25 protein-coding genes, 3 pseudogenes and 1 other annotated feature are annotated in these 25,419 nt (G+C 32.2%); of the genes and pseudogenes, 6 read left to right on the forward strand and 22 right to left on the reverse strand.

The window, feature by feature from the left end; genetic code table 11:
- Positions 1–16: 16 nt before the first annotated feature.
- Positions 17–931 (reverse strand): acetamidase/formamidase family protein, encoded by a 915-nt coding sequence (locus DN410_RS03185; protein WP_149175308.1) that lies wholly within the window; start codon positions 929–931, stop codon positions 17–19.
- A 155-nt stretch (positions 932–1,086) separates the two neighbouring features.
- Here DN410_RS03185 and DN410_RS03190 point away from each other — a divergent pair, with 155 nt between their 5' ends.
- Complete coding sequence (locus DN410_RS03190) at positions 1,087–1,515, forward strand: cell wall hydrolase (RefSeq protein ID WP_149175309.1); 429 nt, start codon at positions 1,087–1,089, stop codon at positions 1,513–1,515.
- Positions 1,516–1,574: 59 nt separating this feature from the next.
- Here the strand turns inward: DN410_RS03190 and lysS are convergent, their stop codons facing one another.
- Positions 1,575–3,128, reverse strand: a complete 1,554-nt coding sequence (gene lysS / locus DN410_RS03195) for a lysine--tRNA ligase (protein WP_149175310.1) — start codon at positions 3,126–3,128, stop codon at positions 1,575–1,577.
- Between the two features lie 83 nt (positions 3,129–3,211).
- Positions 3,212–3,468 (reverse strand) — a binding site (T-box leader).
- Between the two features lie 69 nt (positions 3,469–3,537).
- On the reverse strand, positions 3,538–3,708 hold the full coding sequence (locus tag DN410_RS03200) for a DUF2197 domain-containing protein (protein WP_149175311.1): 171 nt from the start codon (positions 3,706–3,708) through the stop codon (positions 3,538–3,540).
- Positions 3,709–3,837: 129 nt separating this feature from the next.
- Here DN410_RS03200 and DN410_RS03205 point away from each other — a divergent pair, with 129 nt between their 5' ends.
- Together DN410_RS03205 and DN410_RS03210 are read left to right on the forward strand one after the other, a co-directional pair.
- Positions 3,838–4,740 carry an SMP-30/gluconolactonase/LRE family protein gene (locus DN410_RS03205; protein ID WP_149175312.1) on the forward strand — a complete coding sequence of 301 codons (903 nt, stop codon included), beginning with the start codon at positions 3,838–3,840 and terminating at the stop codon, positions 4,738–4,740.
- A complete protein-coding gene (locus DN410_RS03210) occupies positions 4,737–5,438 on the forward strand; it encodes a class I SAM-dependent methyltransferase (protein WP_149175313.1) in 702 nt (233 codons plus the stop codon). The genes DN410_RS03205 and DN410_RS03210 overlap by 4 nt, the downstream gene beginning before the upstream one ends.
- A gap of 281 nt (positions 5,439–5,719) precedes the next feature.
- Here DN410_RS03210 and DN410_RS03215 read toward each other — a convergent pair whose 3' ends face one another.
- The 5 genes from DN410_RS03215 to DN410_RS03235 form a co-directional block, all read right to left on the reverse strand.
- Positions 5,720–7,585: a GMC family oxidoreductase gene (locus tag DN410_RS03215; RefSeq protein ID WP_149175314.1), complete on the reverse strand. Its 1,866-nt coding sequence runs from the start codon at positions 7,583–7,585 to the stop codon at positions 5,720–5,722.
- Positions 7,586–7,946: 361 nt separating this feature from the next.
- Positions 7,947–8,576: a class I SAM-dependent methyltransferase gene (locus DN410_RS03220; protein ID WP_149175315.1), complete on the reverse strand. Its 630-nt coding sequence runs from the start codon at positions 8,574–8,576 to the stop codon at positions 7,947–7,949.
- 256 nt (positions 8,577–8,832) lie between these two features.
- The gene (locus DN410_RS03225; protein ID WP_149175316.1) at positions 8,833–9,330 is read right to left on the reverse strand and encodes a DUF421 domain-containing protein; all 498 of its coding nucleotides are present in this window, start codon (positions 9,328–9,330) and stop codon (positions 8,833–8,835) included.
- Between the two features lie 55 nt (positions 9,331–9,385).
- Positions 9,386–10,243, reverse strand: a complete 858-nt coding sequence (locus DN410_RS03230; protein WP_149175317.1) for an NAD-dependent epimerase/dehydratase family protein — start codon at positions 10,241–10,243, stop codon at positions 9,386–9,388.
- A gap of 81 nt (positions 10,244–10,324) precedes the next feature.
- Positions 10,325–11,251, reverse strand: a complete 927-nt coding sequence (locus DN410_RS03235; protein ID WP_149175318.1) for a zinc-dependent alcohol dehydrogenase — start codon at positions 11,249–11,251, stop codon at positions 10,325–10,327.
- 110 nt (positions 11,252–11,361) lie between these two features.
- Between DN410_RS03235 and DN410_RS03240 the strand changes: the two genes are divergently transcribed.
- On the forward strand, positions 11,362–11,604 hold the full coding sequence (locus DN410_RS03240; RefSeq protein WP_149175319.1) for a hypothetical protein: 243 nt from the start codon (positions 11,362–11,364) through the stop codon (positions 11,602–11,604).
- Between the two features lie 27 nt (positions 11,605–11,631).
- Here the strand turns inward: DN410_RS03240 and DN410_RS03245 are convergent, their stop codons facing one another.
- The 3 genes from DN410_RS03245 to DN410_RS03255 form a co-directional block, all read right to left on the reverse strand.
- On the reverse strand, positions 11,632–11,835 hold the full coding sequence (locus DN410_RS03245; RefSeq protein WP_149175320.1) for a hypothetical protein: 204 nt from the start codon (positions 11,833–11,835) through the stop codon (positions 11,632–11,634).
- A gap of 169 nt (positions 11,836–12,004) precedes the next feature.
- The gene (locus DN410_RS03250; RefSeq protein ID WP_149175321.1) at positions 12,005–12,352 is read right to left on the reverse strand and encodes a peptidase associated/transthyretin-like domain-containing protein; all 348 of its coding nucleotides are present in this window, start codon (positions 12,350–12,352) and stop codon (positions 12,005–12,007) included.
- Between the two features lie 11 nt (positions 12,353–12,363).
- The gene (locus DN410_RS03255; protein WP_149175322.1) at positions 12,364–13,743 is read right to left on the reverse strand and encodes an aminotransferase-like domain-containing protein; all 1,380 of its coding nucleotides are present in this window, start codon (positions 13,741–13,743) and stop codon (positions 12,364–12,366) included.
- A gap of 226 nt (positions 13,744–13,969) precedes the next feature.
- Between DN410_RS03255 and DN410_RS03260 the strand changes: the two genes are divergently transcribed.
- Positions 13,970–15,661 (forward strand): M3 family oligoendopeptidase, encoded by a 1,692-nt coding sequence (locus DN410_RS03260; RefSeq protein WP_149175323.1) that lies wholly within the window; start codon positions 13,970–13,972, stop codon positions 15,659–15,661.
- Between the two features lie 14 nt (positions 15,662–15,675).
- Here the strand turns inward: DN410_RS03260 and DN410_RS03265 are convergent.
- The 7 genes and pseudogenes from DN410_RS03265 to DN410_RS03295 form a co-directional block, all read right to left on the reverse strand.
- Positions 15,676–16,413, reverse strand: a pseudogene (locus tag DN410_RS03265) (AraC family transcriptional regulator); the annotation flags it as partial.
- A gap of 53 nt (positions 16,414–16,466) precedes the next feature.
- Complete coding sequence (locus tag DN410_RS03270; protein WP_149175325.1) at positions 16,467–17,216, reverse strand: aminoglycoside phosphotransferase family protein; 750 nt, start codon at positions 17,214–17,216, stop codon at positions 16,467–16,469.
- 116 nt (positions 17,217–17,332) lie between these two features.
- Positions 17,333–18,127: a VOC family protein gene (locus DN410_RS03275; RefSeq protein ID WP_149175326.1), complete on the reverse strand. Its 795-nt coding sequence runs from the start codon at positions 18,125–18,127 to the stop codon at positions 17,333–17,335.
- A 115-nt stretch (positions 18,128–18,242) separates the two neighbouring features.
- Complete coding sequence (locus DN410_RS03280; protein ID WP_149175327.1) at positions 18,243–19,076, reverse strand: alpha/beta fold hydrolase; 834 nt, start codon at positions 19,074–19,076, stop codon at positions 18,243–18,245.
- 136 nt (positions 19,077–19,212) lie between these two features.
- The gene (locus tag DN410_RS03285) at positions 19,213–19,965 is read right to left on the reverse strand and encodes a class I SAM-dependent methyltransferase (protein ID WP_149175328.1); all 753 of its coding nucleotides are present in this window, start codon (positions 19,963–19,965) and stop codon (positions 19,213–19,215) included.
- Between the two features lie 133 nt (positions 19,966–20,098).
- Positions 20,099–20,362, reverse strand: a pseudogene (locus tag DN410_RS03290) (winged helix-turn-helix transcriptional regulator); the annotation flags it as partial.
- A pseudogene (locus tag DN410_RS03295) lies at positions 20,336–20,642 on the reverse strand (NUDIX hydrolase); the annotation flags it as partial. The pseudogenes DN410_RS03295 and DN410_RS03290, both read right to left, overlap by 27 nt.
- Before the next feature lie 226 nt (positions 20,643–20,868).
- Here DN410_RS03295 and DN410_RS03300 point away from each other — a divergent pair.
- On the forward strand, positions 20,869–22,095 hold the full coding sequence (locus DN410_RS03300) for an MFS transporter (RefSeq protein ID WP_149175330.1): 1,227 nt from the start codon (positions 20,869–20,871) through the stop codon (positions 22,093–22,095).
- Positions 22,096–22,165: 70 nt separating this feature from the next.
- Here the strand turns inward: DN410_RS03300 and DN410_RS03305 are convergent, their stop codons facing one another.
- From DN410_RS03305 to DN410_RS03320, 4 genes are all read right to left on the reverse strand, one after another.
- Positions 22,166–22,978 carry a MerR family transcriptional regulator gene (locus DN410_RS03305; protein WP_149175331.1) on the reverse strand — a complete coding sequence of 271 codons (813 nt, stop codon included), beginning with the start codon at positions 22,976–22,978 and terminating at the stop codon, positions 22,166–22,168.
- Positions 22,979–23,093: 115 nt separating this feature from the next.
- Positions 23,094–24,545, reverse strand: a complete 1,452-nt coding sequence (locus DN410_RS03310) for a serine hydrolase domain-containing protein (protein ID WP_149175332.1) — start codon at positions 24,543–24,545, stop codon at positions 23,094–23,096.
- Complete coding sequence (locus DN410_RS03315) at positions 24,545–25,057, reverse strand: hypothetical protein (protein WP_149175333.1); 513 nt, start codon at positions 25,055–25,057, stop codon at positions 24,545–24,547. Before DN410_RS03315 ends, DN410_RS03310 begins: the two co-directional genes overlap by 1 nt.
- On the reverse strand, positions 25,054–25,395 hold the full coding sequence (locus DN410_RS03320; RefSeq protein WP_149175334.1) for a PadR family transcriptional regulator: 342 nt from the start codon (positions 25,393–25,395) through the stop codon (positions 25,054–25,056). Before DN410_RS03320 ends, DN410_RS03315 begins: the two co-directional genes overlap by 4 nt.
- Positions 25,396–25,419 lie beyond the last annotated feature (24 nt).

Raw genomic sequence — 25,419 nt, forward strand, 5'->3', positions numbered from 1 at the left:
CCTTTTTCTATTATTCTTACTTCATATTAAACTTACTCAAATTAAAACCAAGCTTCTCCACATAGTCCATTCCTAATTCCATCCGTGCTGTTTTCAGTGGATCAACAACTTGGCAAACTTTTAGATTACCTGCTGCTGATAATAAAAGCGTTGCATCAGCCTTAGTCATTTCTAATTCTTCATGTAAAAATGTCACCATATTACGTACAGCGCGATCCGCTGCATCATCTAATAATTTTTCTGAAGCAATCGTCATTACTTTTTCTTTTTGGATAGCCATTGGTAGTGGCCATTTCTTTCCTTTTATAATCTGAACTGTTACTGTCACCTCGCCAGCAACCTCTACTCCACTAACACCAATTTCACCATCGCCCATCGCTGCGTGTAAATCGCCTAATGCTAATAGAGCACCAGGAACATTTACAGGTAATAATAATGTTGTCCCTTCATTTATCTCTTTACAGTCCATATTCCCGCCGTGATCATGCGGTGTGCCACATGAAACGCTCTCTTCTTTCGGCGCAGTACCAATTACACCGATCATTGGATTAATTGGGATTTGTAGTTCACTTGAAAACAAAACATGTTCATTATGTATTGGGACAATTTTCACTGTATTTTCATGTAGATCTTCACCCATTACGCCAAGGTTCACTCCTGTAATTAAAACACCTTGCTCTGCAATTTTTATCTTTTCAATCGTTACAACTAATATATCACCAGGTTCGGCCCCTTTAATATATACAGGACCAGTCGCTGGATTAATCCGGTTCCAATCTAATTCTTGAAACACAACATCTTCAGAATCAATTTGATTTTCAAAGCAATCATATGTTTCAAATACAAGGCGGCTCCCATTTTCTACTTCTATACATGGCTTATTTTCTGGTGACATTGCGTAAATGATATGTTCTTTATGAATTCGATACATTTTATCTCCCCCTTTTATATTGACCTACAATTACTAATTAGCTTTTTTCATAAAAGCTCCTTTTAATAATTAATGAATTTACATATAGAAAAGCACTTAGCTTATTTTCATACATACACTCTTTACTATAACAGAAACAGAAAGGTGGTATCACTATGCCCCTTATTCCATATAACGAAAGCGATGTTGATTTACTAGCTCGTTTAATGCGCGCTGAAGCTGAAGGCGAAGGTCGACAAGGTGAACAACTTGTTGGCTGCGTAGTAGTAAACCGTGTATTTTGTGATTGCTTAGATTTTAAACAACTTCGTTCTGTACGTGATGCAGTATATCAAAGTCCCGGTGGATTTGAAGCGGTACAATACGGATATTTTTACCAACGCGCTCGTGAATCAGAAAAAGAAATCGCAAGAAAGGTTTTACAAGGAGAATGGCGCTGGCCAGCAAGATGGGCTCTTTGGTATTTCCGTCCAACTGGAGCTTGTCCACCTGAATGGTATAACCAGCCGTTTGTAGGACAGTTTAAAAGCCATTGCTTTTATGAACCACGTGGTGATGAATGCCCGAAAATGTATTCACGATAATAAAATTTGCAACGCAAGTGCTTAGAAATTTGGGTACTTGCGTTGCTTTTAACTGTGTTTTAGAAATTTAATAATGTGATGGATTTTTCTATGCCTACCACATGTATTAATAATGGTATACGAGGACCATTTGATTGATTCATAATGAGCTTATATATAATGGTGAATAATTGTTTTTGATTTTCTTTCATTATTTTTTTATTTTCATGATGACAAATCGAATATATCTGTTCCATTATGTTTGAATAATCTTTATTTGAACACAGTATTTTACAAACTTCTACTAGCCATTTTTTCTGCCTTTCCTCTAATGTGTTGTAAAACTCTGTATTTTTCTTCTGATTTACCGCAATTAATTTTTCAGGTTGAAAGTTTCTTATCCAATACTCTGCACGTTTACTTATCGCTCTCATTTCATCTAATGCATAGCTCCTATCTATTTTCTTTAATATTCCCTGTAAAATAGATGAATCAAAATTTAATAACGGTAACGTTCCTGCTACTTGATTAAATTTCGGATATTCTTTAAATCCACTATCAACTCTAGAAAGTTTAATTGCATCAAATAAATCTTCATTTTTGAGCTTTTTATTTTTATAACTATCTTTTAATCGTTCATACTCTGTATAATTGCGAATCACATCTTCATCAAGACCGATATGAAACGCTGCGTCTGGCCTATATTTTGCAAACATAAATAGAATCACTTCGGGCAAATACACTTTTAGCAACTCGCTAGGTGTAATACTATTCCCTGAGGAACTAGACATTTTTTCATGATTCCCTTTAATACCAATGAAATCATAAGCAACGTAATGAGGAGCTTCACCATTGAATATTTTCCTTGCAATTTCCTTTGATACATTATAACTACCCGTTTCTGATGAATGATCTCTTCCGCCCGGTTCAAAAATAACATCCTCTATCATCCATCTCATCGGCCAATCGATTTTCCAATTCAGTTTCATTCTATTTGTATTTAATATTGATAATTCATTTTGATTTCCACATTCACATTCATACCGAACTGTTTTCAATACTTCATCAAAATGTGTAATCGTTGTTGCATCTTTCCCGCATTTCTCACAATATAATGTAACCGGATAAAAGCTCTCTCGTTCTTCATCACTACACTCCACAGTTTTAAAACTCATTAAAATATCATATATTTCTTTTCTTTTATATAAAGACTCTAATATATTTCCGTTATACCTTCCGCTTCTATACTCAGCGTTTTGATATATGAATTCCACTTCAATCCCAAATACTTGGAGCGACTTTTCAAACTCTTTTTCAAAATGCTCCGCATATGAGTTATGACATCCATACGGATCTGGTATATCACAGTATGGCATACCGATATACTTTACAAAAGATGGATCAATATTTTTAGGAACTTTTCTAAACCTGTCGTAATCATCCCATGAAAAAATGAAACGAGTCTTTTTCCCTAAATCTTGAAGTGCCCTTACAACAAAATAAGTCGTTACAATTTCACGGAAGTTCCCGATATGAACAGAACCAGATGGACTAATTCCTGAAGCACAAACAAAAGTTTCTTTGTTTGGATGTTTTCTAATTAATTCATGTGCTACTTCATACGCCCAATGCATATACTACTCACCTCAATTATATTTTTGTTCTCATATTTTCATTTTTTTACAATAAAAAAACTCCCACCCCCAAGATTATTCATCTTGAGGACGAAAGTTATTAGCTTCGCGGTACCACCTCAGTTTGTTAATATGTCGCCATATTAACCTCTTCAGGTACGACAAAATATGCTTATACCCTATCTCTATAACGGGAGATCCCGTCGCACCATCCCTAAATAAATTAGTTCCTTGCGCAGCTCCAAGTCTTTTTTCATTAAGATGTATACCGCTCTTTCTCAGCTACCAGAGCTCTCTGTACGTATCCTTTCTTAACTACTCTTCTCTTCCATGCCATTTTAAATATTAGTTTTTTATATGATAATTTATTACACTTTTATTGTCAAACTTTTCCGAACAAAATATATAGCTATCTAAAAAAATGCTTAATCGCTTCTAATTGAATTTTGTGGCTACACTCATCACAACAATATGCCCCTTTTGGTTTCTCTTTAAATCGCTTATATTTTTCACTACCTTCGTAAACACGAAATATGTTCTTACAAGAAAAGCAAACAATCTCATAAAACATCATATGCATTTTCCTCTCCGTGTTTATACACTTTTTTAATAATTCTACCTACCTTACAAATCTTAATATCCTATCACTAAAGGTTTACCTCTATTCTTATCGAATTATATAAATATCTTATAAAGCGAGGTGAACGTCTTGTTCAGTAATATAGAATTAGTTTTGGATGCTAAAGCAAGTTTAGCTGAAGGACCATGTTGGAATGAGAAAAAGCAGCTTTTATATTGGGTTGATATTATGGAGAAAAAATTATGTATATATAGTCCTATCACTAATACGAACCGAGTAATCGCTCTCAATCAACAAATTGGTTGTGTTGTCCCATATTTAGAGGACTTACTGCTCTTAGCTATGGAAAACGGCTTTTATTCTATTAATGTAAATACAGAAAAGCTGACCCATATTTTTGATCCCGAATCACATTTAATAGAAAATCGTTTTAATGATGGCAAATGTGACCCAGCTGGTCGCTTCTGGGCAGGTACTACAGATACATACGGTATCAATGCTGCAGGTTCCTTGTATTGTTTAAATAATAATTGGAGCGTAGAGAAAAAAGTTTTACATGTAAATACATCAAATGGAATTGCTTGGTCACCTGATCATACATACTTTTACTTTATTGATACACCTACTAAAAAAGTAGTTCGTTTTCATTATGATATAAGTACTGGAGAAATTTGCAATCCAAGCGATGTAATCTTTTTCTCTGAGAATGAAGGTTTACCTGATGGTATGACAATTGATGAAGAAGGTTGTTTATGGATTGCGCATTGGGGAGGTTCAAAGATTACTAGATGGAATCCTTTAACTGGCGAACAAATATTGAGTATTCCGATTCCAGCGTTATATGTAACGTCGTGTACATTTGGAGGGCCTAATTTAACAGATTTATATGTTACAACAGCCAGAACAAGAATGACGGATGACGAATTAAAGGACTATCCACATGCAGGTGGTATCTTTCGAATTCAAACAAATATTAAAGGGTGTCCTACATATGAATTTTGCAATAAAAATATTGGAGCTGAAACAATATGAACCGTATCGAATACATAAGACAAGAAGAAAAGAAATATCACGATCTTTGCTATGAACAATATAAACTGTTCAAAACGGGGTCTTGGCTTTACAAACCAGTTAAAACGGTGATGGACTTAATAGATCACTTTGAAGGACAAAAAAACTTGCAAGTACTTGACCTCGGCTCTGGCGTCGGTAGAAATAGCATTCCAATTGCGCAAAAGATAAAAAACGCTAGCGGTACTGTTACATGTGTTGACTTGCTTGATTCCGCTTTAACAAAATTACAAACTTATAGTAAAGAATATGGCGTAATTAAAAATATTAAAACGGAACAAGCAGCAATTGAAAACTACTATATTGTCCCTAACACTTATGATTATATCGTTGCAGTATCTAGTTTAGAGCATGTTAAATCAGAAGAAGATTTAACAAATGTGCTCCATTCTATGAAAAAAGGTACAAAGACTGGTGGTATCAATTGTTTAATTATTAACTCAAACATACAAGAAATTGGCTTACATACGAATGAAGAATTAGATGCTTTAATTGAAATTAACCTTCCTACTGATGATATGATACATCTATTAAAAAGTATTTATAAGGAATGGCAAGAAATAAAAATTGAAATAAAAGAATTAGCTTATGACATAGTTCGAAATAAAAGACACATTCAATTAAAGACAAATGCGATTACTTTTGTCGTTCAGAAATAATAATATTTAAAAATGAATCTGTAATACTACTCTTACAGATTCATTTTTTATTATGTGTTACATCGTTCTCTTACGTATTAACAATTATGAGTAACATATAGTTTCACTAGTAGCACTGTCAAGGCATCTTTTCTTTATATATAAATGGCTAGACAAAAACTAGTTAATTGCAATGTGATTATCATTATTATTCCTTTCTTTCACATATAGTAAAAAGCTTGAATTCCTTACAAATTCAAGCTTTTCCAACAAAAATAAAAATAGAAAAAATGCACAAATATTTAATATCCTTTTTTCAATTCATTTTCATAATCTTCAAGTTCCTCATCTGTCATTACATATGAAGAGATATCCTCTTTTATAAAACGTACTGCATTTAATCCAATCACCTGAGCAGCGGCGGACGGCTGACCATCTGGTAAAAAAGGAGAGATGGAAAGATCAGCCACTTTAAGGTTTTTAGTACCAAACACATTGAGGAACCCATCGACAACACCTTCTTGAATCGTCTGTCCCATCCGACACTGTCCCCCTAAAGAAAAGTTCGTATAAGAAGCTTTGACATAATTCTCAAGCTGCTTTTGTTTATTAGGGTCGTTATCAGGTAGTTGGAATATACTCTCTGGAGGGTATACAACTTTCCCAATTCCGTTATTTGGGTATTTGAGCGGATTTCTAGCTTCTACAATTATATTATAAATCCTCTTATATTGATCGACCATATATGTTAGGTCATCTGGATTTCCCAATGGATTGAAGTCGAGGGATGGATAAGCCTCTGGATCGCTATGTTCCACTAGTACTGTACCCCTACTTTTTGTATTAACGTCTATAATACCAAAACTCATAATGCTTGGCGTAGTTTGAAAAGTTAAATCTAAACTCCAACCATTGCTAATCACATCTGAAGCCGGGAGAAAAAATGGAATAGGAGCCCCTATCAATTGGAGACGACGACTTTCTAGTATATTCAATGGATTTTCTGCTTGGAAAGCACCTAGGATAAGTGGAAAGTTGGGATCAGCAAAAAATACCGGAAGAAGTTGAGATGTATCTATCTCAACTCCTAATCCAACATAACCCTGAATTTGCAGATTGTGACCCACATTTGGACTCTCTATCAACGTTGATATACCCGCTTTAGCTAAATCATCTGATTTACCGATCCCTGAACGTTGTAGAATGACTGAGGAAAAAAATCCTGCAGAGACGATAATGCCTTTTCTTGCAAACCTTCTATGTGAAACACCATCCTTGACAAATTCAACACCAACTGCAATGTTCACTCCATTTTTCTTCTTAAATAAGATTTTGTTAACGGTTGTTTTAGCTAGAATAACCAATTTTCTTCCATCAACTCCAAATTCATCTGGATGAATTTGATCTCCTTGACTAACGATCTGTTCGTTTAAATAACCTGTTGCCGTTGAGGATCGGACAAATTGACCGGGACCAATCTCTTTTTGAATGATTTGCGTTTTATGAAATGTACAATCTCTAATGCCGGTATTATAGTCCTCAGTAATCGGTGTTCCCAATACAGTATTTGTTGCTTGAACTAACGTATCTATCAATCCATCTGGGGGAATATTCTGTTGCCTATTAAAAATCGGCCCATTCTTTCCCCTTTCATTAGGATCTTGTGTCGCTCCTGTATAGGTTTCATTTTTTATAAATAAGGAGCTAATCTCATTGTAACTCCATTGGTTACCAACAAGACTTGCCCATTTGTCATATAACTCTTTACTCCCACGTACAGCATACATGTCACAAATTTCCGAGCTTCCCCCCATAGCGCGACCATTCGTTGCAATAAGCGTACGTGCAATAGTAGACTCTAGCTCAGAAGTAACATTGAAGCTAAATCTATTACTACGAGTTGTGTTAATCGCACCAATAACGCTAGGGTTACTTAGCTCATTCGTCATATTTGTTCCCGCTTCAAGCACTAGTACAGAAGTACTTTTGTCATCCGTTAATTCTTTGGCAATTACCCCTCCAGCAGTTCCAGCACCAATCACGATATAATCAAATTTGGCAGGGTCTATTGGTTTTATAGGCTCTGGAAGTTCGCACGGAAATGCACAAGGAAAGAGTGAATAAGGAAATTCATGAGGATTGAAACATTTTTTACTTTTTGATGTCATGAATAATCAGGCTCCTTTTTTTACATTTAGTATATTAAATGTAAAAAAAAATCTGTTTCTTGTACCAGTGTCTTTACTAAAAAAAATGTATACTCTATACATGTAAGATTGGCCTAACATTCATCATCATTATTTACTAATGAGTAGTAACTTTGTCATATCTGGATTTTGAACATTCGAGTAAATGGGCTTGATTGTATTCCTTTTCGATTAATTGCGATAAGTACGGCTTTGAAATTATCTCCATACGAAGTTTAATTACTTCCTTCAAAAGAAAAATCGCAACCTATGTTTTCCAGTTACGATTTTTGCATACATAATCTATATTTAACAGTGGTAATTAATATCTACTACCTTTTCTTTATAATGCTTTTTTACATTTTATAAATAAAAAATGTATTGAAGGTTTATTTTTTGCATTCTTATGTGGTTCGTCAATTCCAGACACCTGTACAAGTCCATATTTTTCAAAACCTTTTTGTATGGATTCAGAGTCATAGAAATACATTTTTATGCCTTCCATTACCTCAAAATAATCTTGATCCAACTGTTTCCCTTTTCCGTACATTGGAGCTTTTTTAGAAACCGTTGTAAAAACCATATATCCACCTGGTTTTAGCTGATTATAACAATCTTTAATAAATTTCTCTCGCTCATGCTTATTCAACAAATGAAGAAGTGCATAACTGAATATCCCATCATACAGTTTGCTATCAAAAGGCATATCGTTTACCGAACCATGATGTATACTAATACCTTCTAGTCCGTTTTGCTTTGCTAAATCAATGGCTGTTTTGGAAATTTCAATACCCGTGACATTTATACTATTATCGCTAAAAACCTTTGCATTTCTACCATATCCAATACCCGGAATTAAAATATCCTTAACGTTCTTTTCAAGGAAAAAATCCTTTGTCAAAATTGCAGAATCTGTAGGTTCAAACCCCCACATCGTTTGTTTTTCTATAAAACTTGATTCCCAAAATTCCATTATATTTCTATCTCCTTGTTCTTATCTCATTTTTAGTATCACATTAAAAACTTATAAATTTCAACACTGCGGCTACCTATGCCAAATTAATTTTTTTATCACATTGACTAAAGGTCCATTGAATATAGCATAATTATAAGCCTATATCTATTATAATGATTGGTTTAAAATCCACCCTATTTTATTAATCCTTACGTTTGTAGAAAAATAAAAAAGCCAATACTTCCGTTGTAGTATTGGCTTTTCTCAAGAGAAATTATCTTTTTATGTTGTACTGATCTATTACTTTTTCTAACACTTCTAAAGTTATTGGTTGAGCTTTCTTTATTAATTGATAACCAATACGCCCATTCGGTTCAGCCGTAACTTGTTGTAAACTCTTTAAATCATGAATTCCTTTTTCTCTTAATTGCATATAAAGTTGTTGTTCCGACATTTTTGCCTTCATCAAATTCTCTTTTACAATCTCTCCGTTTTCTACTACTATAATGCTACAGCCATTTAGGAATTGTTCCATCTTCTTTGATTTCAATTCAAAGAAATGAATGATAAGAAGGACGCCTGCAAATATTACAGCCGCAAATATAGATGGGACTACTTTCCTACTTAATACAGGTTCTACAATAATACGTCCAATTGATACGACTATAATTATTTCAGCTCTCGTCATTTGACCAACAGATTTACTTCCTGTCATTTTCAAAGCAAAAACTCCAGTAAAAATTAAAATAATACTTTCAAAAAGAATATTCATTATAGATCAATCCTTTAATGGTGAATATTACTAGCATTCCCATTAAAGGTGTATTTTACATGTTTTTCAAGTTATTAAACCCTTCAGACCATGTTGGAAATAAAGGTGTCCATCCATACTCTTTACGCGCCTTATTATTTGACGCTCCTCTTTCCCAACTATTTTTCCCATCTTGGACTTTAGGAACCTGTGCCCCAATTGCAGCTGCATATATTGGTAACCATTCTTTACTAGAAGCCGGGGAATCATCAGCAATATTTACGACTCCTGAAGGCCATTCAAGAGCTAACATAGCTGCTCTAGCTGCGTCTTCAACATGTAAAAATGAGCTTATCCCGTCCGTTGCAATAATTTCATTATTCTGAATTTTATTTGTGATCCATCCGTTTTCCCCATACCATGTTTCCGGTCCATATAGCGTACCGTAACGAAGTATAACTGCTTCTGGAAACTCAGAAACAGCTTCTTCTAATTTTAATATGCCATTAATAGTCACTTGCCGAGGCATAGGAGCAGCAATATCTAATGAATCTTTTTCTATCGCAAATGAATCTCCTGGTTCATACGCCCATGAAATACTTTGAGCAATCATTCTCTTTACCTCTACATTTTTAGCAGCATCAACAAGATTACGAGTGCCTTCGATTCTAATTTTTGCATTATCCTCAAAATCCCCTGAAGACAACGACGTTAATTGATGAATAACTGCATCAGGATTAGTTTCTTCTAATACAGAAAATACAGCCTGTCGATTAAATACATCGGCGATTACTGGTATAGCACCAATTTTCTTCATCGCTCCTATGTGCGATTCATTACGAATCATTGTAAACACCGTATGCCCATTTTTTATTAACAGTGGCAATAAAGAACGTCCTATTACACCTGTTGCACCTGCTACAAATATTTTCATATATGTTCCCCCTCATTTAGTAATCATACATATAACGAAACATATATGAGATATGTGACAAACACTTGATAGATTTATCTATTATTCATATGAAACGAACACTTTTAAAGGATTTATTATTCCTTCACTCAATTCCTCAAAACATTGTTCAAGTGCAGTATAGTGAATTTCATGTTGAAAGATTTCTTCTATAAATGGTGTTTTCTCTATTTGACTAAAAAACCAATCTGCATGTTTTTGATAATCATATCCGTCACTTGAACCAATGATTTGCAATTCTTTCTGATAAAAATCGGCGGTTAATGTTAGTTCTTCTATATTACCATCAGAAAGTATGCATATTTCACTATTACTGTTAAGTGCTTTTTGTAATGCATGAAATCCGATATTTGTAGCAGAACATTCAACACCGTAATTATATGTTTCTATTATTTTCTCTTCTGAATCATATATGTTTTTGGCACCAAACTTCTTTGCAAAGTCTCTTCTGTTTATATTAGGTTCAACAACATCCACGCGCTCAACACCTACATAATATGTTAAGAAATAACAAGCTAGTAAACCGATAACCCCCATTCCAGTTATAAGTACTTTTTCATCTTGTCGTGGGTTCAGTTTCAATACCCCTTTAGCAGCATCACACGAAAGAATAGATAATAAAGCAGTTTTAGGCTGTATATTACTAGGCACTCGAATTACTTTATGCCCCTTAACTATCCCTATCGTTTCATGTCCATAAAAAGAAACTACTTTATCGCCTACGTTTACATGTGTTACTTTATTACCAACTTGAATCACTTCACCATAACTTTCATATCCAGTTTTTCTTGGATAAAAAGGATTCGTATCTGTAACATCCGATTCTTTATACTGCGGTAACTCTGCTCCAATACTTATTGCACCTGCAATTGTTTTAACGATAATTTCATCATCCTGTATAGACTTAATTTCACACGTTTGCCACTTAAGACGTTTTGGTCCTTCTAAAACTAATTTATATTGTTCCATTCATACCCTCTCACTTTATAAAAATATTTTCTCACTAAATTTTAAACAATGTATAATAGATTCATCCAAAACTAAAGCTATAACGTTGACTAGCAACCAACAGTGATAACATGATAATTGAATTTGATGGATATGGAATTAATGAGTATGTTATTGGCAATAACTGTTCTCTTAACGAGTTAAAAACAATGTATTTAACTGTTAAAAATAAAGAGTTATCTAATGAGGATCTTCTACGTTTATTTTGTGTACACTATCATTATGAAATTATTCCAAAGTCACTACAAGAAGACGGCACGAGCGATGTTGTCATCGATTTAGACACAGACTATATTTATATTCCTAATAGATAACAGTAAACTAGATTGAATGAATAGAATTTACGATTCAGCTAAGTGTTTAATAAAATAAGTCATTGCCCAAATCAATGTCGCAAATTGAGTGACAAAATACATTGTCCATTCAAAACGAGTCAATTTTCTCTTTCGTTTAACTTTCTTTAAGTATTTGTAAAATATGAATGTACTTAAAAACATAAGTAATAAAGATAATTGCTGTAAATTATCGACTATACGTACCGCCATAAACTCCATCACCCTCCTCTTCAAAATAAAAGCTTTATTTTAAGAATATCATTTATTGGTAGTTTATTTCCAGTTACTATACTTATGACACAAATTAAAAGAGCACTCAGCTATGGAGTGCTCTTTTAATTTAACACATTTCCCTTATAATGCTTTCATATAATTCTACTTATTTTTTATAATTTAGTTTTATCAATTTTGGTATATGTTTACTATCATATTTTCTCGTATAAGTTTTTCCATCTGGAGTAACAAATTGCAATACTATTTCGCCACAAACACCATGTGGTATTTCAAATTCACCTTGTTCATTTGAAATACTACGTTCTTTACTTCCAATAGAATCTTCGTATATTTTCACATTAAATATAGGTTCGTTATTTTGATCTACGATAATACCTCGTGAGTACTTAGCAACCGCTATGCATTGATTATCTTCATTATAATATTTAATAATAACTATCGCTCCAATTACTATAGCGATACATATAAACAAAATAATTATTTTGCGTCTCACAATCCGCCTCCTTATTTAGGTTGTTCTTTTTTAAATTGAAAATCTAGATGTCTTGATACTTTGATTTCTTCTATTACTTTGTAAATACCTTCTTCAATTTTATCCTCTTTTACATTTGATACGTTTAACTTTAATAGTTTTTCTTTAGGGAAATCCTTTACAAAATTTTTATCAATAGGATCAATATTTATTTGATTTTCACTTAAATTTCCAATAAGAGTTTCCGTAGCTATATGTTTCTGTAATTCTAAACAAGTATGTATTCCCAATGTGCTTTGCTTTTTATATATAAATAAATGTGGGTTTTCATTTTGCACTTTTTCTAATGCTTCTGCTAATTTTTTTGATCTATTATAGTAAGAAGTTTTAATTTTATTTTTATGACGTTCAAACATGCCACTTTTTATATAAATTTCTAAAGCTGCTTGAGATATCATTGGACTATCAATATCTAATATCTTTTTATATTTATAGAAATCGTTTGCGATCACCGGTGGAATAACTGCTACACCGACTCGTAAACCGGGAAAAATAATCTTGGAGTAACTTTTCAAATATATTACATGGTTACAATCATCTATACTATATAGCGGATCTGCTTTTGAATCTGTTTCTAAGTCTGCTAAATAATCATCTTCCACTATAAATACATTATACTTTTTAGCCAATAGTACGATTTTTTCTTTCTCATCTTTAGAATAAGAAGTTCCAAGCGGATGATGATATCTCGGTATCGTATAAAAGAATTTTATTTTTCCAGTTTGAAATATTTGTTCCAATTCATTCAAATCGATACCTTCATTCGTACGTCTAATACCGATTACAGGAATTTTATTTATTTCTAGATAATCAATATATAGATGATATGTTGGCTGTTCAATTAATACAGTTTCATTTCCATTCGGAAATGGTATAGAAGTTAATATAGCAAGCGCTTGCTGCACACCTGACGTTATAAAAATATTTTCTTCTTTTGTGAAAACTTGATAGTTAGCCAATTGCTTTTGAATAACTGGAATTAAAGATGGTAACCCTTTCGGCGTTCCGTATACGAACAAGTCATTTTTATAAGTATCAATAGCCTTATTAATACAATGCTGAAAATCTAAATATGGAAAAACATCTGGATCTGGTGCTGACGAAGCGAAATCAATTATCTCGTTATTTTCTATGGTATTTCCTGATTTTTTAACAACGTAATATCCACTTTGCGGCACAGAATAAATAATATGACGCTTTTCTAATTCATGAAGCGCACGTATAACTGTTGCCTTATTACATTCATATTGTGAAACAAGTGTCCGAATAGACGGTAGTTTCTTCCCTTCTTTTATCTCTCCATTTTGAATCATATTTTCTAGGTCATTCAAAACATGTAAATACTTATACATCTCACACCTTCTTCATTAGTTTTGTATCGTTACAGCTTAATTAACATACTTTTTGAGTCTTCATTTAGATTTCTTATGCAATTACATACAACTTAGTACTATGACTTATAAACCCCTTCTAAAATTATGAATTTTAACATTATTTCACAATTCTTTCACTTCACAAAGGATTTACAATTAATAAATAGAATATCTCCATGAATAAATGAAAAGTGAGGGATATATAATGCAGCGCTTAAATACGATTGATATTAGTAATGTACTTGAATTAGAAAAAGCTCTTTCGACTTTATTACATGAAGAGATCTCTTCAAAGCACGACTTTGAAAATTGGTTAAAAGAGCAATCTAAATTAATTTGGGAAATCGAAGAACAATTAAGATCACACTATATTGCTTTTCAATGTAATACAGATAATAAAGAAATAAAAGATACATTTGAACATGATCAACAGTTTGTAAGACCTCTTTTAAAACGTTATCAAAACTTATTTAATAATACATACTTACAGTCACCTTTTCGAATGGAATTAGATGCTAAATTATATAGTTTATTAGATACTAAAATAAAAAATGCTCAAACACTATTCTGTGAGGAAAACATCGATTTAGAAATTAAAGAAGACAAATTAGTAACAGAGTACTTTGAAATTACAGGAGGATTAAGTGGCATTTGGAATGGCGAAGAAAAAACAATTACAGAATTACAATCATATTTACAAAATCCAAATCGTGAAATCCGTAAAAAAGCAAAAATAATTATTTCTGAACAATTCTTGTCTGTCGAAAAAGAACTCCAAACTCTCTTAAATCAATTAATTGAAATTCGCCATCAAAAGGCGAAAAATATTCAAGTAGAGAGTTATCGTCATTATATGTTTAAGAAGTACGAGCGCTTTGACTATACAGCCGAAGATTGCTATGAACTAGCCGAATCAATACGTAAGTACGTTATACCACTTAAAGATAAAATATTACAAGAGAAAACAGAAAAACTGCAAGTGGATACACTTCGTCCATGGGATGTAATAGCTGTAGCCCCAGATGAAAAAGTACTTACACCTATTGCAAATGAAAATGATTTAATTGAAAAAAGCACTCACATCTTCAATAAACTAGATGTTGAATTTTCAGCACTTTTAAAACGAATGCATGAACATGATTGCCTTGATTTAATAAGCCGCAAAGGAAAAGCATCTGGTGGATTTTGTGAGTACTTACCAGCTTCTCAATTATCCTTTATTTTTATGAACTTAAACTATACGCAAGATGATATTATCACTTTCATACATGAAATGGGTCATAGCATTCATAACGAACTCATCAAACCATTAGATTTACGACAATATATAGAAATTCCCGCTGAAACAGCTGAACTAGCTAGTATGACAATGGAATTATTCTCAATTGACTACTGGGAAACTTTCTACACAGACAAAAAAGATTTAAAACAAGCGAAAATTAACTTCTTTAAAGATGTTATTTCATATTTACCTGTTATGCTTATCGTAGATCAATTTCAACACTGGATTTATGAAAATCCGAGTCATACTTCTGAAGAAAGAAATGAAAAATACTTACAACTTCAAAAAACTTATGAGTCTAACGTCATACATATTGATGGCTACGAAAACTGGATAGCAACGAGTTGGTTACCTGTACTCCATATTTTTGAAGTGCCATTTTATTATATTGAGTATGCAATTGCTCAACTTGGTGCGTTGCAAATGTATAAACAATATAAAGACAATCCGGACCAAGCTCTAGAAAATTATAAAAAGGCACTATCGCTAGGAAGCTCAAAATCAATAAAAGAAGTATATGAGACAGCCGGCATTCGTTTTGATTTTTCAGGTGAAACCATTAAAGAACTCATGTCATTTGTAGAAAAAGAATTAGAATTATTGGAACAAATATAAGAAAAAAGCTGTACCTATATTTTAGGTGCAGCTTTCTTTTTTATTTTATTGATTAATTCTATGTACTGAAAATCTCCATATCCGATTGTTGGAAAAAGATGAAACAACTTTATTAATAATTCTTGCGCTGATAAATCTTTATTTTTGGAGATAAATTTTATTACATCATTATCATCTTTTAACATTTCTAAATATAAGTCTACAGCCTGATACATTACTGGAAGTAACTCTACTGATTGTTTCCTATGATTCACCAATACTTCTGTATATACAGAGTGGTAGTTTCCTAACTTTATTTCAATTTGATTGAATTTGAATTCATCCTCTTTAAAGCTATTTAAAACCACTCTCCCCTCATAACCTGACTGTTCAAGGTATGCAAGTATTGTAAGTAGATTCATTTGGCAAAACATATCCTCACCAAACCATAAAACAATACATTCATATTTATTCTTAAAAAGATTATTTAATGGAGCTATAACCTTTTGTATATAATCCTCAACTGCACTATTATGCCCCATTGCTCTTGTTTTAATAAACTCTTCATCAAAAACTTGTGTAGTAACGAGATTTACACACATTGCTTCGTTAAATGGTGCATAATCAGATTCACCCATTAGCTTTTCATTTTTAAACTCTTCATACATCATTTGACCGTTTAATATGTGAAGTACATCTTTATCAAACAGCTCACTCTTTGCATTTCGTAACTGCTCAACCTCTATTTTTCTAGAAATATTCATTTTAAACTCTCCTGTTATTATAAGGATACTTACTTGTTCACTAGATTATATTTATTTTCCAATTATACATACTGATCTAATAATCCATTTAAATATACTGCGTTTTGCGGAGATACTTTCTCTGACAATCTAGCTACAATAATAATAGGAGCCCATTGAAAAATCTCATCTCTTGATAAGCTGGTATTTTTGCAATAAATATGTAAATACATTTCAGCTAATTCTACTGATGCCTGAGCGTACAATAAGTATGTACGAAATACATCTGCACGAGCATCACCTGAACTTGCATCAACCCAGTCTATAATTTTCACGTTACCATTACTCAAAATCAGATTGAATGGATGAAAATCTCCATGACATAGCCTAGAATCAAATACAATTGAATCTAATTTTTGTAATATATTTTCCTTTTTATTTTCATCCAATCTATGTACAGATTTAATTTGACGCTCTAACCTTTCTCTCATTGGCTCCGTTTCATCTGGATTCACACATATAGCATGAATCTTTTTTTGTTCATTAACACATAGGCCAATGTAATGCTCTGCTTCATTTAGGTTATTAAGCAGGAGATCACCAATACAGTCCCCTTTTACATATTCCATAATAATTGCCTGTCTATCTTGTATTTTTGTCACTTCAAATACGTTCGGAACTGGTAGCCCACATGAATAAGCATATTTTTGTTTTTTTGCTTCGTTTATAGCCTCTGTATTTGGGAGATAGTCTTTAAATAATTTCACAATCTTATTATCATATAGATAAATTTCCGCTGTATTCCCTTTTGCAATTGGATTACCTAGATTCACTTCGCTCCCCTCCTTTAAATAAATTCAAATAACACTTTATCCTTTACTTTATATTCACTGTAATCATAACGAAAACCTACTTAACGAATCTACAAAAAACTTACCACTTCCTATTCTTAAATAGAAAGTGGTAAGTTTAACTGTTTAGGAACATCAGAATGAAACTCCGGTGTATGCAAGATAGTAAATGAATATCCTTGTTGAATAAACGATACTTCATTGCATTTACACTCAAATGGAATACTATTTTTCTGAAATGTATTTTGGATCCGCTGTAAAAATGCGGGATCCGGTGTTCCGAAAGAGACGTGTACTTTCGGTGGTAATGCTTTCATCGCAATTGGAATCCAAGGTCGCTGCCACCAAGTTGCAACAATGTATGCAGTGCCACCTATAACAAAATTAAAAATATCCCCATCTTCCATCGTTTTCATATGAAGATTTGATTTTAACCACTCCGTAAATACAGGTACACTTTTAACGGGAAGACCGATTTCCCTAACATATAAAATGTTTAAAGGTGACTGCGAAACTAATACATCTTCTTTAACATAACTATGTGCGATAATTTCAAGAAGATTTCCATCACCGTCTTTAAAGTATAAATTGAATAGACCGTTCTCCTCACCGATTGTATTTCCATCTTTCCATTTCATAATGAGTAATCCAGATTTTCCAAGCCACTTTGCTGTTTCATGAAATTTTGAATATGGAATTTCAAAAGCGAAATGCGCAGGTGCAATCGGTTCATATACTTCTTGAAAACTAATTGTTGTGTATGGTGTTACTTCAAATTGAATACATGATGCAGTTTCTTTTTTTATTGGAAAAGATAATATATCCTTATAAACTTGTTTTACTCCTTCTATTGAAACCGTTTGTAGTTTTATATCTGAAATATGTGTAATCATTTTACATCCCCCTATTTCATACTATTTACTCGTATTGTATTACAATTAGAAATAGATAAAATCAAACAGAAGGATTGATTTTCCATGTAGAAACTACAACTTTAGTATGAATACGTTAGTTCCAATTACTTTTTATTTCTGCTACAACAACTTCTGGTTTATCCCAGTGCAACATGTGGGTAGTATCAGGGATTACTTTTACTATACTGTCAGTTTTCTCTTTAAAAACATTTACCGTCTTATCTCTATAATCCGCCCAAACTTGTGGAACTGTAGCTCGAAGTAATACAATATTAGCCGGCAGCTTCTCATATATATCTATCGTTTCATCTTTATGCATACCTCTTATTATATTGCCAGCCGTTGTTCCTCGCGCATGCCAACATACTTTATTATCCAGTTCAATCCCAAGATCTTTTACTGCAAGTTCTAATAATGGAGACCATCTAGTATAAGCTTCTTTTTCACTTTTGAAAAATTCGTCCCAATTATTAAAAACGTATTCATCAAAGTCCTTTTCATAATAAGCAATTTCTTCTTCCAACGTTTCTTCTTGAAGCCTTTTCGTTTGATATCCACCATCAATAAGAATACTTCCTTGTACTTTTTCTGGATGATTTAACAAATAAAATAACGCTACAAAACTACCCCATGAATGTGATAGAAAATAGAAATGTGCAATTCTCAGTTCATTTATTATTTCATTTAACCAATTTGCTAAATTGTGCATCTCATAATCTTCTGTTCTTTCAAAGGGCGATGTTTTACCATGTCCAGGTGCATCAACGGAGATAAATCTATACTCTTCTTTTAATTCCTCAGCAATTTCTATAAAACTTAAACTCGTACTACCTAATCCATGTAAACAAAAGATAACGGGTTTGTCATTATTCCCCCATTCAGTAATATGTACATTTATTTTTTCATTGCTAATATAGTAACGTTTCAAAACATTTATCCTTCATATTTTGATTTTTCAATTTATACTTTATTTATTTCTATTATTTTCAAGTATTTCCTGCATTCTTTTCCACACAAAAAGCTGCTTTTCTTTAAATGAAAAGCAGCTTTTACACTAAAATATATTATAATTTAACAGCGATAATCATAAATCTTTTTGAATTCGTACGAATCCCTTTTTCAGAACTATTCGTGTCAATGAACTTTTGTAAAATAGTAAAATCCTCTCCCTCTTCTCCAAATCTAGGAATAATAGGCGTATGTTTTAATAAGAAAATGAGATCTTCAGGCCTACTGTAATAATCAGTAACATCATATTCACGTACTTGCACGAGATCAAATCCTGCACTTATAAGTTCATTCATATACTTTTCTTTTAAAGTGCCATCTCGTTCACCTAAGCATTGTCCTCTGCCAAATGCTTCTTTCAGGTTTAATTTATCATTCTCACTTACTTGTTGTGTTAAGAAAAAGGCACCCTTTTTCATTACTTTTGCTAACTCAGATGCCAGAAACGGGGCATGACAACTTGAAGCAATATCAAAATGTGCATGTGGAAATGTTAAAGCTTCAGAACCCATTTGAAGAAACTCAACATTTTGTACACCTGATTTTTTCAAGTTAGAATGTGCCGTTTCAATCATGCCCTTTGAATTATCAATTCCAATTAACACTTTAGCCGAAGATGCTATATTAAGTACATTTTCTCCTCCACCTGTACCAACATCAAGTAGAGTGTCTGATGGTTTACATCTTTCTTTCACTTCTCCATAAAAGTCCCATATATCTCCTACAGTTTCACATTTTATTTTACTAAAATCCCATCCATTTAATCTTCCTACTTTATCATAAAAGCTTTTATACTCTAATTCATTCACCTTATAACTTCCCCTTTGTAAAAATAAATTAAATATGTATAATAACCTGCAACACTGTTTAATTATATATTATAAACTAAAAATTATTAAAACAACATTTCACTTCGTACTACATTAAGTTTACATAACAATTTTATAGTCTATCTTTATCTATATGTTCTAAATGTCCTCTTCCCCAACTACACATACTATCCAAAACAGTACTGACTGTTTTTCCATGCTCAGTTAATCTATATTCTACTTTAGGTGGTATTTCTTGATAAATTTCGCGTTTTATTAGTTGATCTTGCTCTAATTCACGTAATTGCTTTGCTAACGTCCCTTGAGATATTTCTGGTATTAATCGCTTTAATTCACCAAAACGTTCCGTTCCATCTGGACTATTAATAATTAATATTGGATTGATCTCATTTGCTATCTTTATTTTCTTTGATTGCGCATTCCAATTCTCTTTATAATATGCTTGGTGAACTCAAAATAGTAATATCGATAGTAGCTTCTTCTCTCACTTCTCTTTTTGCAGTTTCTACTGCTGTTTCTTCATCTTCTTTATGTCCGCCGAGCCTTACTACACCTAATGTATCTCCTTTACTCGTTGGCCCAACTTGGAAAACAAATAAGTTCTCGTATATTACATATGCACCAGATGTTCGTACATTTTTATCTATATATATCAATATTATCCCTCCTTAAGAATCTTTGAATAAGACAGTTTATTATAATTTTATTATGTTTTTTTAATGATCTTCAATCCAAAAAACTGCCTTCATTTTTATTTCCTCCTTAAAATTTTAAAATACATCTAAAAAGTAGGATTCACAAAAGAATAATAGAATTCTATACATAACAAATATTGGACGGATTATTTTCAAATTCCTCTATAATAAAGGTGGTTCAAACAGTGTGAAATTTATACAAGAACAAAGGCTTACCATAAAGACAACTTTTTCTAAAGAATATAAGATTTTTATTTTTGGTTTACTCATTTCACGAATTGGGGATTCACTATATACTTTTGCATTACCTTGGATTGCCTATCAATTAACCGGTTCAGCTGTAATTATGAGTTCTTTATTTGCTATTAACGTATTACCAATCGTTTTATTTGGTCCTTTAGTTGGTGTAATAATTGATCGATACGATCGAAAAACATTGCTATGGATAGCGGATATTACCAATATTATTTTAGTAAGTCTCGTACCAATTCTACATGCATTACATCTATTAGAAGTCTGGCATTTATACGTAATTGCTTTTATCTTAGCAGTTATGTCCATGCTTTTTGACGTAACAACTGTTACAGTCATTCCACACATCGCAGGTGCATCATTAACAAAGGCTAATTCTTTATATCAAATGGTCAATCAATTGGCTAGTTTGTTTGGTCCAATGATAGCTGGTCTTTTCATATCTTTTATTGACGGCTTTCAAGTACTTTGGATTAATGTTCTTTCGTTTATTGCAACATTAATTGCTGTGATTATATTACCTTCTATGAAAAGCTTAAACAAAAAGAATACTGATAAAAATACATTGCAAAATGTACTAAATGATTTGTTTGATGGATTTAAATGGCTCAAGAATGATCGGTTAAATATAGCTTTGTCACTTCAAGCTATGGTAGGTAACTTTGGAGCAAGTGCTGTTTTAGGTGTACTTATGTATTATTTATTATCGACATTACATCTTACCTCCGCACAAAGTGGTTATAATTATACTTTAATAGGAATAGGCGGGCTTTTAGGAAGCTTAATTGCCGTTCCTTTAGAAAAGAAATTTCGACGTGGTGTACTTATTCCTTTACTCCTATTTTTGGGAGCGCTTGGATTAACATTTGCTTTATGGAGTACATATTGGCTTGCTCCCGGAATTGCTTTCGGTATCGCGATGACATGTAATATCACATGGAATACGATTGTTACATCAATTCGACAGGAAACTGTTCCATCCAATTTGCAAGGACGTGTTTTAGGTTTTTCTCGTGTACTTACACGATTAGCTATGCCATTGGGGGCATTAGTAGGTGGAATTATTTCAGCCTACAATCCTGTATTTATATTTGCTTTAGCTGCTTTTACTAAATTAATTGAAGTCTTTATTGCCTTATGTAGTCCGATACGAAAACTGTAAAGAGTAAAAATTATATATTTTGATATATCAATAAAATAAAAAAGGCATAAAACATGCCTTTTTTTATTACTTATTTGTTTATTGGATAACAAACTTCTGTAACCCACTTATTAGGATCCGATTCCATCGCTGGGCTCACATGATAAATATTAAACATCGGGCCTGCTAATTTGTAACCCTCTGTCTCAATCCATTTTGCCGCAGCCTCATTTACAGCCGTCATCTGTTCATAACTTCCATTAACTGTTATAGAAGCTACATTAATTGATCCCATATTTTTAAATGTAACGTCTTTTGTATTTTCGTGCTTGCCTAGAATACTTAGCTGTATTTCTACATCTACATCATTATCTTTGTATTCACGATCATGGAAAAACGCAATACTATAACTCGGTTGGGTAATACTAATATTTTTCATTTGAATTTCTTGCATTAATATACTCCATAAATCACCTTCGCAATTATACGATGGAATAATCTTTCTAACACTAGCTACAGTTCTTTCTGGAATTTCTTTTATTGAAACATGATAATTTATCTCAACAACATCCTCTCTCATCGTTTTCATTGAGTCTTCGAGGAGACGTAATTGTTTTTGGAGGTTATTCATGTCTTCTTTAATTTGAACACTACGATTTAAAAATTGCCCTTTTATGCTATTTATATTATCGCATTCTATTATTTCTTTGATGGTAGCAATATTAAACCCCATAGCTTTTAATGTTTGAATTTGATTTACTTTTTTTAATTGGTCTGCTGAATAAAATCGATATCCACTTTGCTCATCGACTTTTACTGGTTGTAGTAATTCCACTTTATCGTAGTGTCTCAACATACGTATACTAATGGAAGATAGTTTTGAAAAATCCCCTATTTTAAACATGATTTCCTCCTATAAGTTACATCTACTTTGAAGCTTAACTTTATCTTAAACAATGACATTGTGTGAGAGTCAACTGTTTATAACACTTGAATTATATTTCTTTAATTATTTACCCTTATACCCTTTTGCGTCTTATGCCTATAAAGATTGATAATAATCCGTTCACAGCTAATAAAATTACTATAATACTTGTAAGTAACCCTACATCTGCCGCAAATATTTTTATCGTACGCCATGGTGAGCTTGTACAATAAGTAAGAAGTGGGATGAAAATAATAGATAATAGTAGGAATAGATTCCCTACGAATAACCAAATTAGTTTTTTTACAGTTTTCTTATGTTTATATTTTTTAATTAACATAATTGATGAAATGAAAAGCGCGAGTATAACTGTAGACATAACAATTTGTGTAAATGGTATGCTTTTATGGGGATCAACCGGTTCTTCTTCATTCAAAATACTAATAATCCCCTTTTTTAATACTGAAAGTGCTGGTTCTTCTAATACATGATTTTTATTTGTTAAAATCACACCACCCCAGCCACTTTTATTTAAAGTAAATATTTCTGTACGAGCATCGGGCGTTGATCCTGAATGCCAAATCATCGTTTCGCTTTCATTTATACTTGTTGTTCTTAATCCAAAACCATAGCTTTTTTCTGAATTTATGTTATAAAGTGGTGATAGATAAAGGGCGATGTTTTCTTTCTTTAAAAATTGAGTATCTTTTTGGCGATTCAAAAACATAATAAATTGAATCATATCTTCCAAATTCGCGGTAATATAACCATACGGTGCCCCGGCATTATCATAGGACACTACACTTTTTCTTGGTATGCCAAACCACGACTGATAACCTGTTAAATAGCCTTTTTCATATGCAGTTTCTTTACTTGCTGCCGCACCATTCATATTTAATAGCTGAAAAACATGTTTTTCCATATATGAGGAATATGTATCATTTGTAACTTCCTCAATAAGTGCACCTAAAACAATATAATTCGCATTACTATATTGATATTTTTCTCCTGGTAGAGCAGTTAATTTTACATTTGAAAGTCTCATTACATTTTCTTTTAATGCTGTAGAACTTTTGGATTGCTTATCTGATATTAATAAGCCTTCATATGTGTTTATTCCGCTTGTATGAGTTAGTAGGTGTTGGATTGTTATAGATGAGGATATTTGAGAATCTTTTAGTTTAAACCAAGGAAGATGTTGTTGAACTGAATCCTCTAATTTTATCTTTTTGTCTTCTATTAATTTCACTATAGCTAAAGCTGTTAAAGATTTACTTATTGAGCCGATTGCAAATGGTGTTTTGCTAGTTATTTTTTTTTCAGATTCCCCAGTAATCCCCCACGTTTTAGTGAAGAATACATCTTTATTATGTACAATTGCAACAGCAACTCCTGGAATATTCTGTTCCTTTATAAATTTTTCAATATACTTATCTAAAGTAGCTTTAATCTCTTGCTGAGCATATGCTTTTGGATGAATAATACATAATACTATTACATTACAAAGAATACATATTTGAAATAGTTTATAGATAGTTTTCTTCATTATACTTTAGATAGCTTTCTTTTTTTATAACTTACTAAGCTAATAAACACTACTACAGAGAGCATAAAACTAATCATTATTAATAAAACGTTCCACCATTGATTCTCTGATATGCGATATAAAATATTATAATTAAATGTATTTTTGCTATTAGTTGAATTAAATGATTCAGTTAAAAATATTGAAAATGTAGTTTGCGAGATGAGGTAAGTAATAAATGCGATGAATATGCCACGTAAGATAAATGTGTTGAATTTTCCTTTTTCATTTTGAAGTTGTTTCATTTTAACTTGTAAATCAATTTCATTTATTTCTATAAAATCTGTAATAAATAATTGAGGGGTACCTAAATCATCTATACTGTCTTCACCATGTTCACGACACTCTTGAATATGTTCTAATATTTGTCGCTTAATATTTTCCCTTTCTTCTAAACTAATATCGTATTGCTTTAATTCCTTAAGTACGTCTCTTAAAAATTGCTTTTCTTTACCTATCAATCTATTCCTCATTTCAGAAGGTCTCCTTTCAAACCGCTTTTTAATAATGTTTGAATGTCCGATTGCAATTCTAACCACTCATTAATTTTCTTCTCAAGACGTATTTCCCCATTTTCATTAATTTCATAATAAATCCTCACTTTACCACTGTCTGTTACCTCTTGATAAGTATTAACCCACTCTTGATTTTTCAACTTAGTTAAAATAGGGTAAATACTTCCTACTCCTTTCAATTTTAAATTGTTTATTTCAAGTTCTTTCATAATCTCATAACCATAACTTTTCTTTTTCGACAAAATAGATAATACACACATTTCTAAATGACCTTTAATTAAACTTGTTCTATCCATAGGATAAATTTAACAGAAATATAT

The sequence above is a fragment of the Bacillus sp. SH5-2 genome (genome assembly GCF_008368905.1).
In the GTDB taxonomy this organism is placed as follows: Bacteria; Bacillota; Bacilli; order Bacillales; family Bacillaceae_G; genus Bacillus_A; species Bacillus_A luti.

What these genes read in the sequence shown, in the direction of transcription:
- DN410_RS03185 (WP_149175308.1), bottom strand. Translation starts at nt 931, where the DNA reads ATGTATCGAATTCATAAAGAACATATCATTTACGCAATGTCACCAGAA.
- DN410_RS03190 (WP_149175309.1), top strand. Translation starts at nt 1,087, where the DNA reads ATGCCCCTTATTCCATATAACGAAAGCGATGTTGATTTACTAGCTCGT.
- lysS (WP_149175310.1), bottom strand. Translation starts at nt 3,128, where the DNA reads ATGCATTGGGCGTATGAAGTAGCACATGAATTAATTAGAAAACATCCA.
- DN410_RS03200 (WP_149175311.1), bottom strand. Translation starts at nt 3,708, where the DNA reads ATGCATATGATGTTTTATGAGATTGTTTGCTTTTCTTGTAAGAACATA.
- DN410_RS03210 (WP_149175313.1), top strand. Translation starts at nt 4,737, where the DNA reads ATGAACCGTATCGAATACATAAGACAAGAAGAAAAGAAATATCACGAT.
- DN410_RS03215 (WP_149175314.1), bottom strand. Translation starts at nt 7,585, where the DNA reads ATGACATCAAAAAGTAAAAAATGTTTCAATCCTCATGAATTTCCTTAT.
- DN410_RS03220 (WP_149175315.1), bottom strand. Translation starts at nt 8,576, where the DNA reads ATGGAATTTTGGGAATCAAGTTTTATAGAAAAACAAACGATGTGGGGG.
- DN410_RS03225 (WP_149175316.1), bottom strand. Translation starts at nt 9,330, where the DNA reads ATGAATATTCTTTTTGAAAGTATTATTTTAATTTTTACTGGAGTTTTT.
- DN410_RS03230 (WP_149175317.1), bottom strand. Translation starts at nt 10,243, where the DNA reads ATGAAAATATTTGTAGCAGGTGCAACAGGTGTAATAGGACGTTCTTTA.
- DN410_RS03235 (WP_149175318.1), bottom strand. Translation starts at nt 11,251, where the DNA reads ATGGAACAATATAAATTAGTTTTAGAAGGACCAAAACGTCTTAAGTGG.
- DN410_RS03240 (WP_149175319.1), top strand. Translation starts at nt 11,362, where the DNA reads ATGATAATTGAATTTGATGGATATGGAATTAATGAGTATGTTATTGGC.
- DN410_RS03245 (WP_149175320.1), bottom strand. Translation starts at nt 11,835, where the DNA reads ATGGCGGTACGTATAGTCGATAATTTACAGCAATTATCTTTATTACTT.
- DN410_RS03255 (WP_149175322.1), bottom strand. Translation starts at nt 13,743, where the DNA reads ATGTATAAGTATTTACATGTTTTGAATGACCTAGAAAATATGATTCAA.
- DN410_RS03260 (WP_149175323.1), top strand. Translation starts at nt 13,970, where the DNA reads ATGCAGCGCTTAAATACGATTGATATTAGTAATGTACTTGAATTAGAA.
- DN410_RS03275 (WP_149175326.1), bottom strand. Translation starts at nt 18,127, where the DNA reads ATGATTACACATATTTCAGATATAAAACTACAAACGGTTTCAATAGAA.
- DN410_RS03305 (WP_149175331.1), bottom strand. Translation starts at nt 22,978, where the DNA reads ATGTTTAAAATAGGGGATTTTTCAAAACTATCTTCCATTAGTATACGT.
- DN410_RS03310 (WP_149175332.1), bottom strand. Translation starts at nt 24,545, where the DNA reads ATGAAGAAAACTATCTATAAACTATTTCAAATATGTATTCTTTGTAAT.
- DN410_RS03315 (WP_149175333.1), bottom strand. Translation starts at nt 25,057, where the DNA reads ATGAGGAATAGATTGATAGGTAAAGAAAAGCAATTTTTAAGAGACGTA.
- DN410_RS03320 (WP_149175334.1), bottom strand. Translation starts at nt 25,395, where the DNA reads ATGGATAGAACAAGTTTAATTAAAGGTCATTTAGAAATGTGTGTATTA.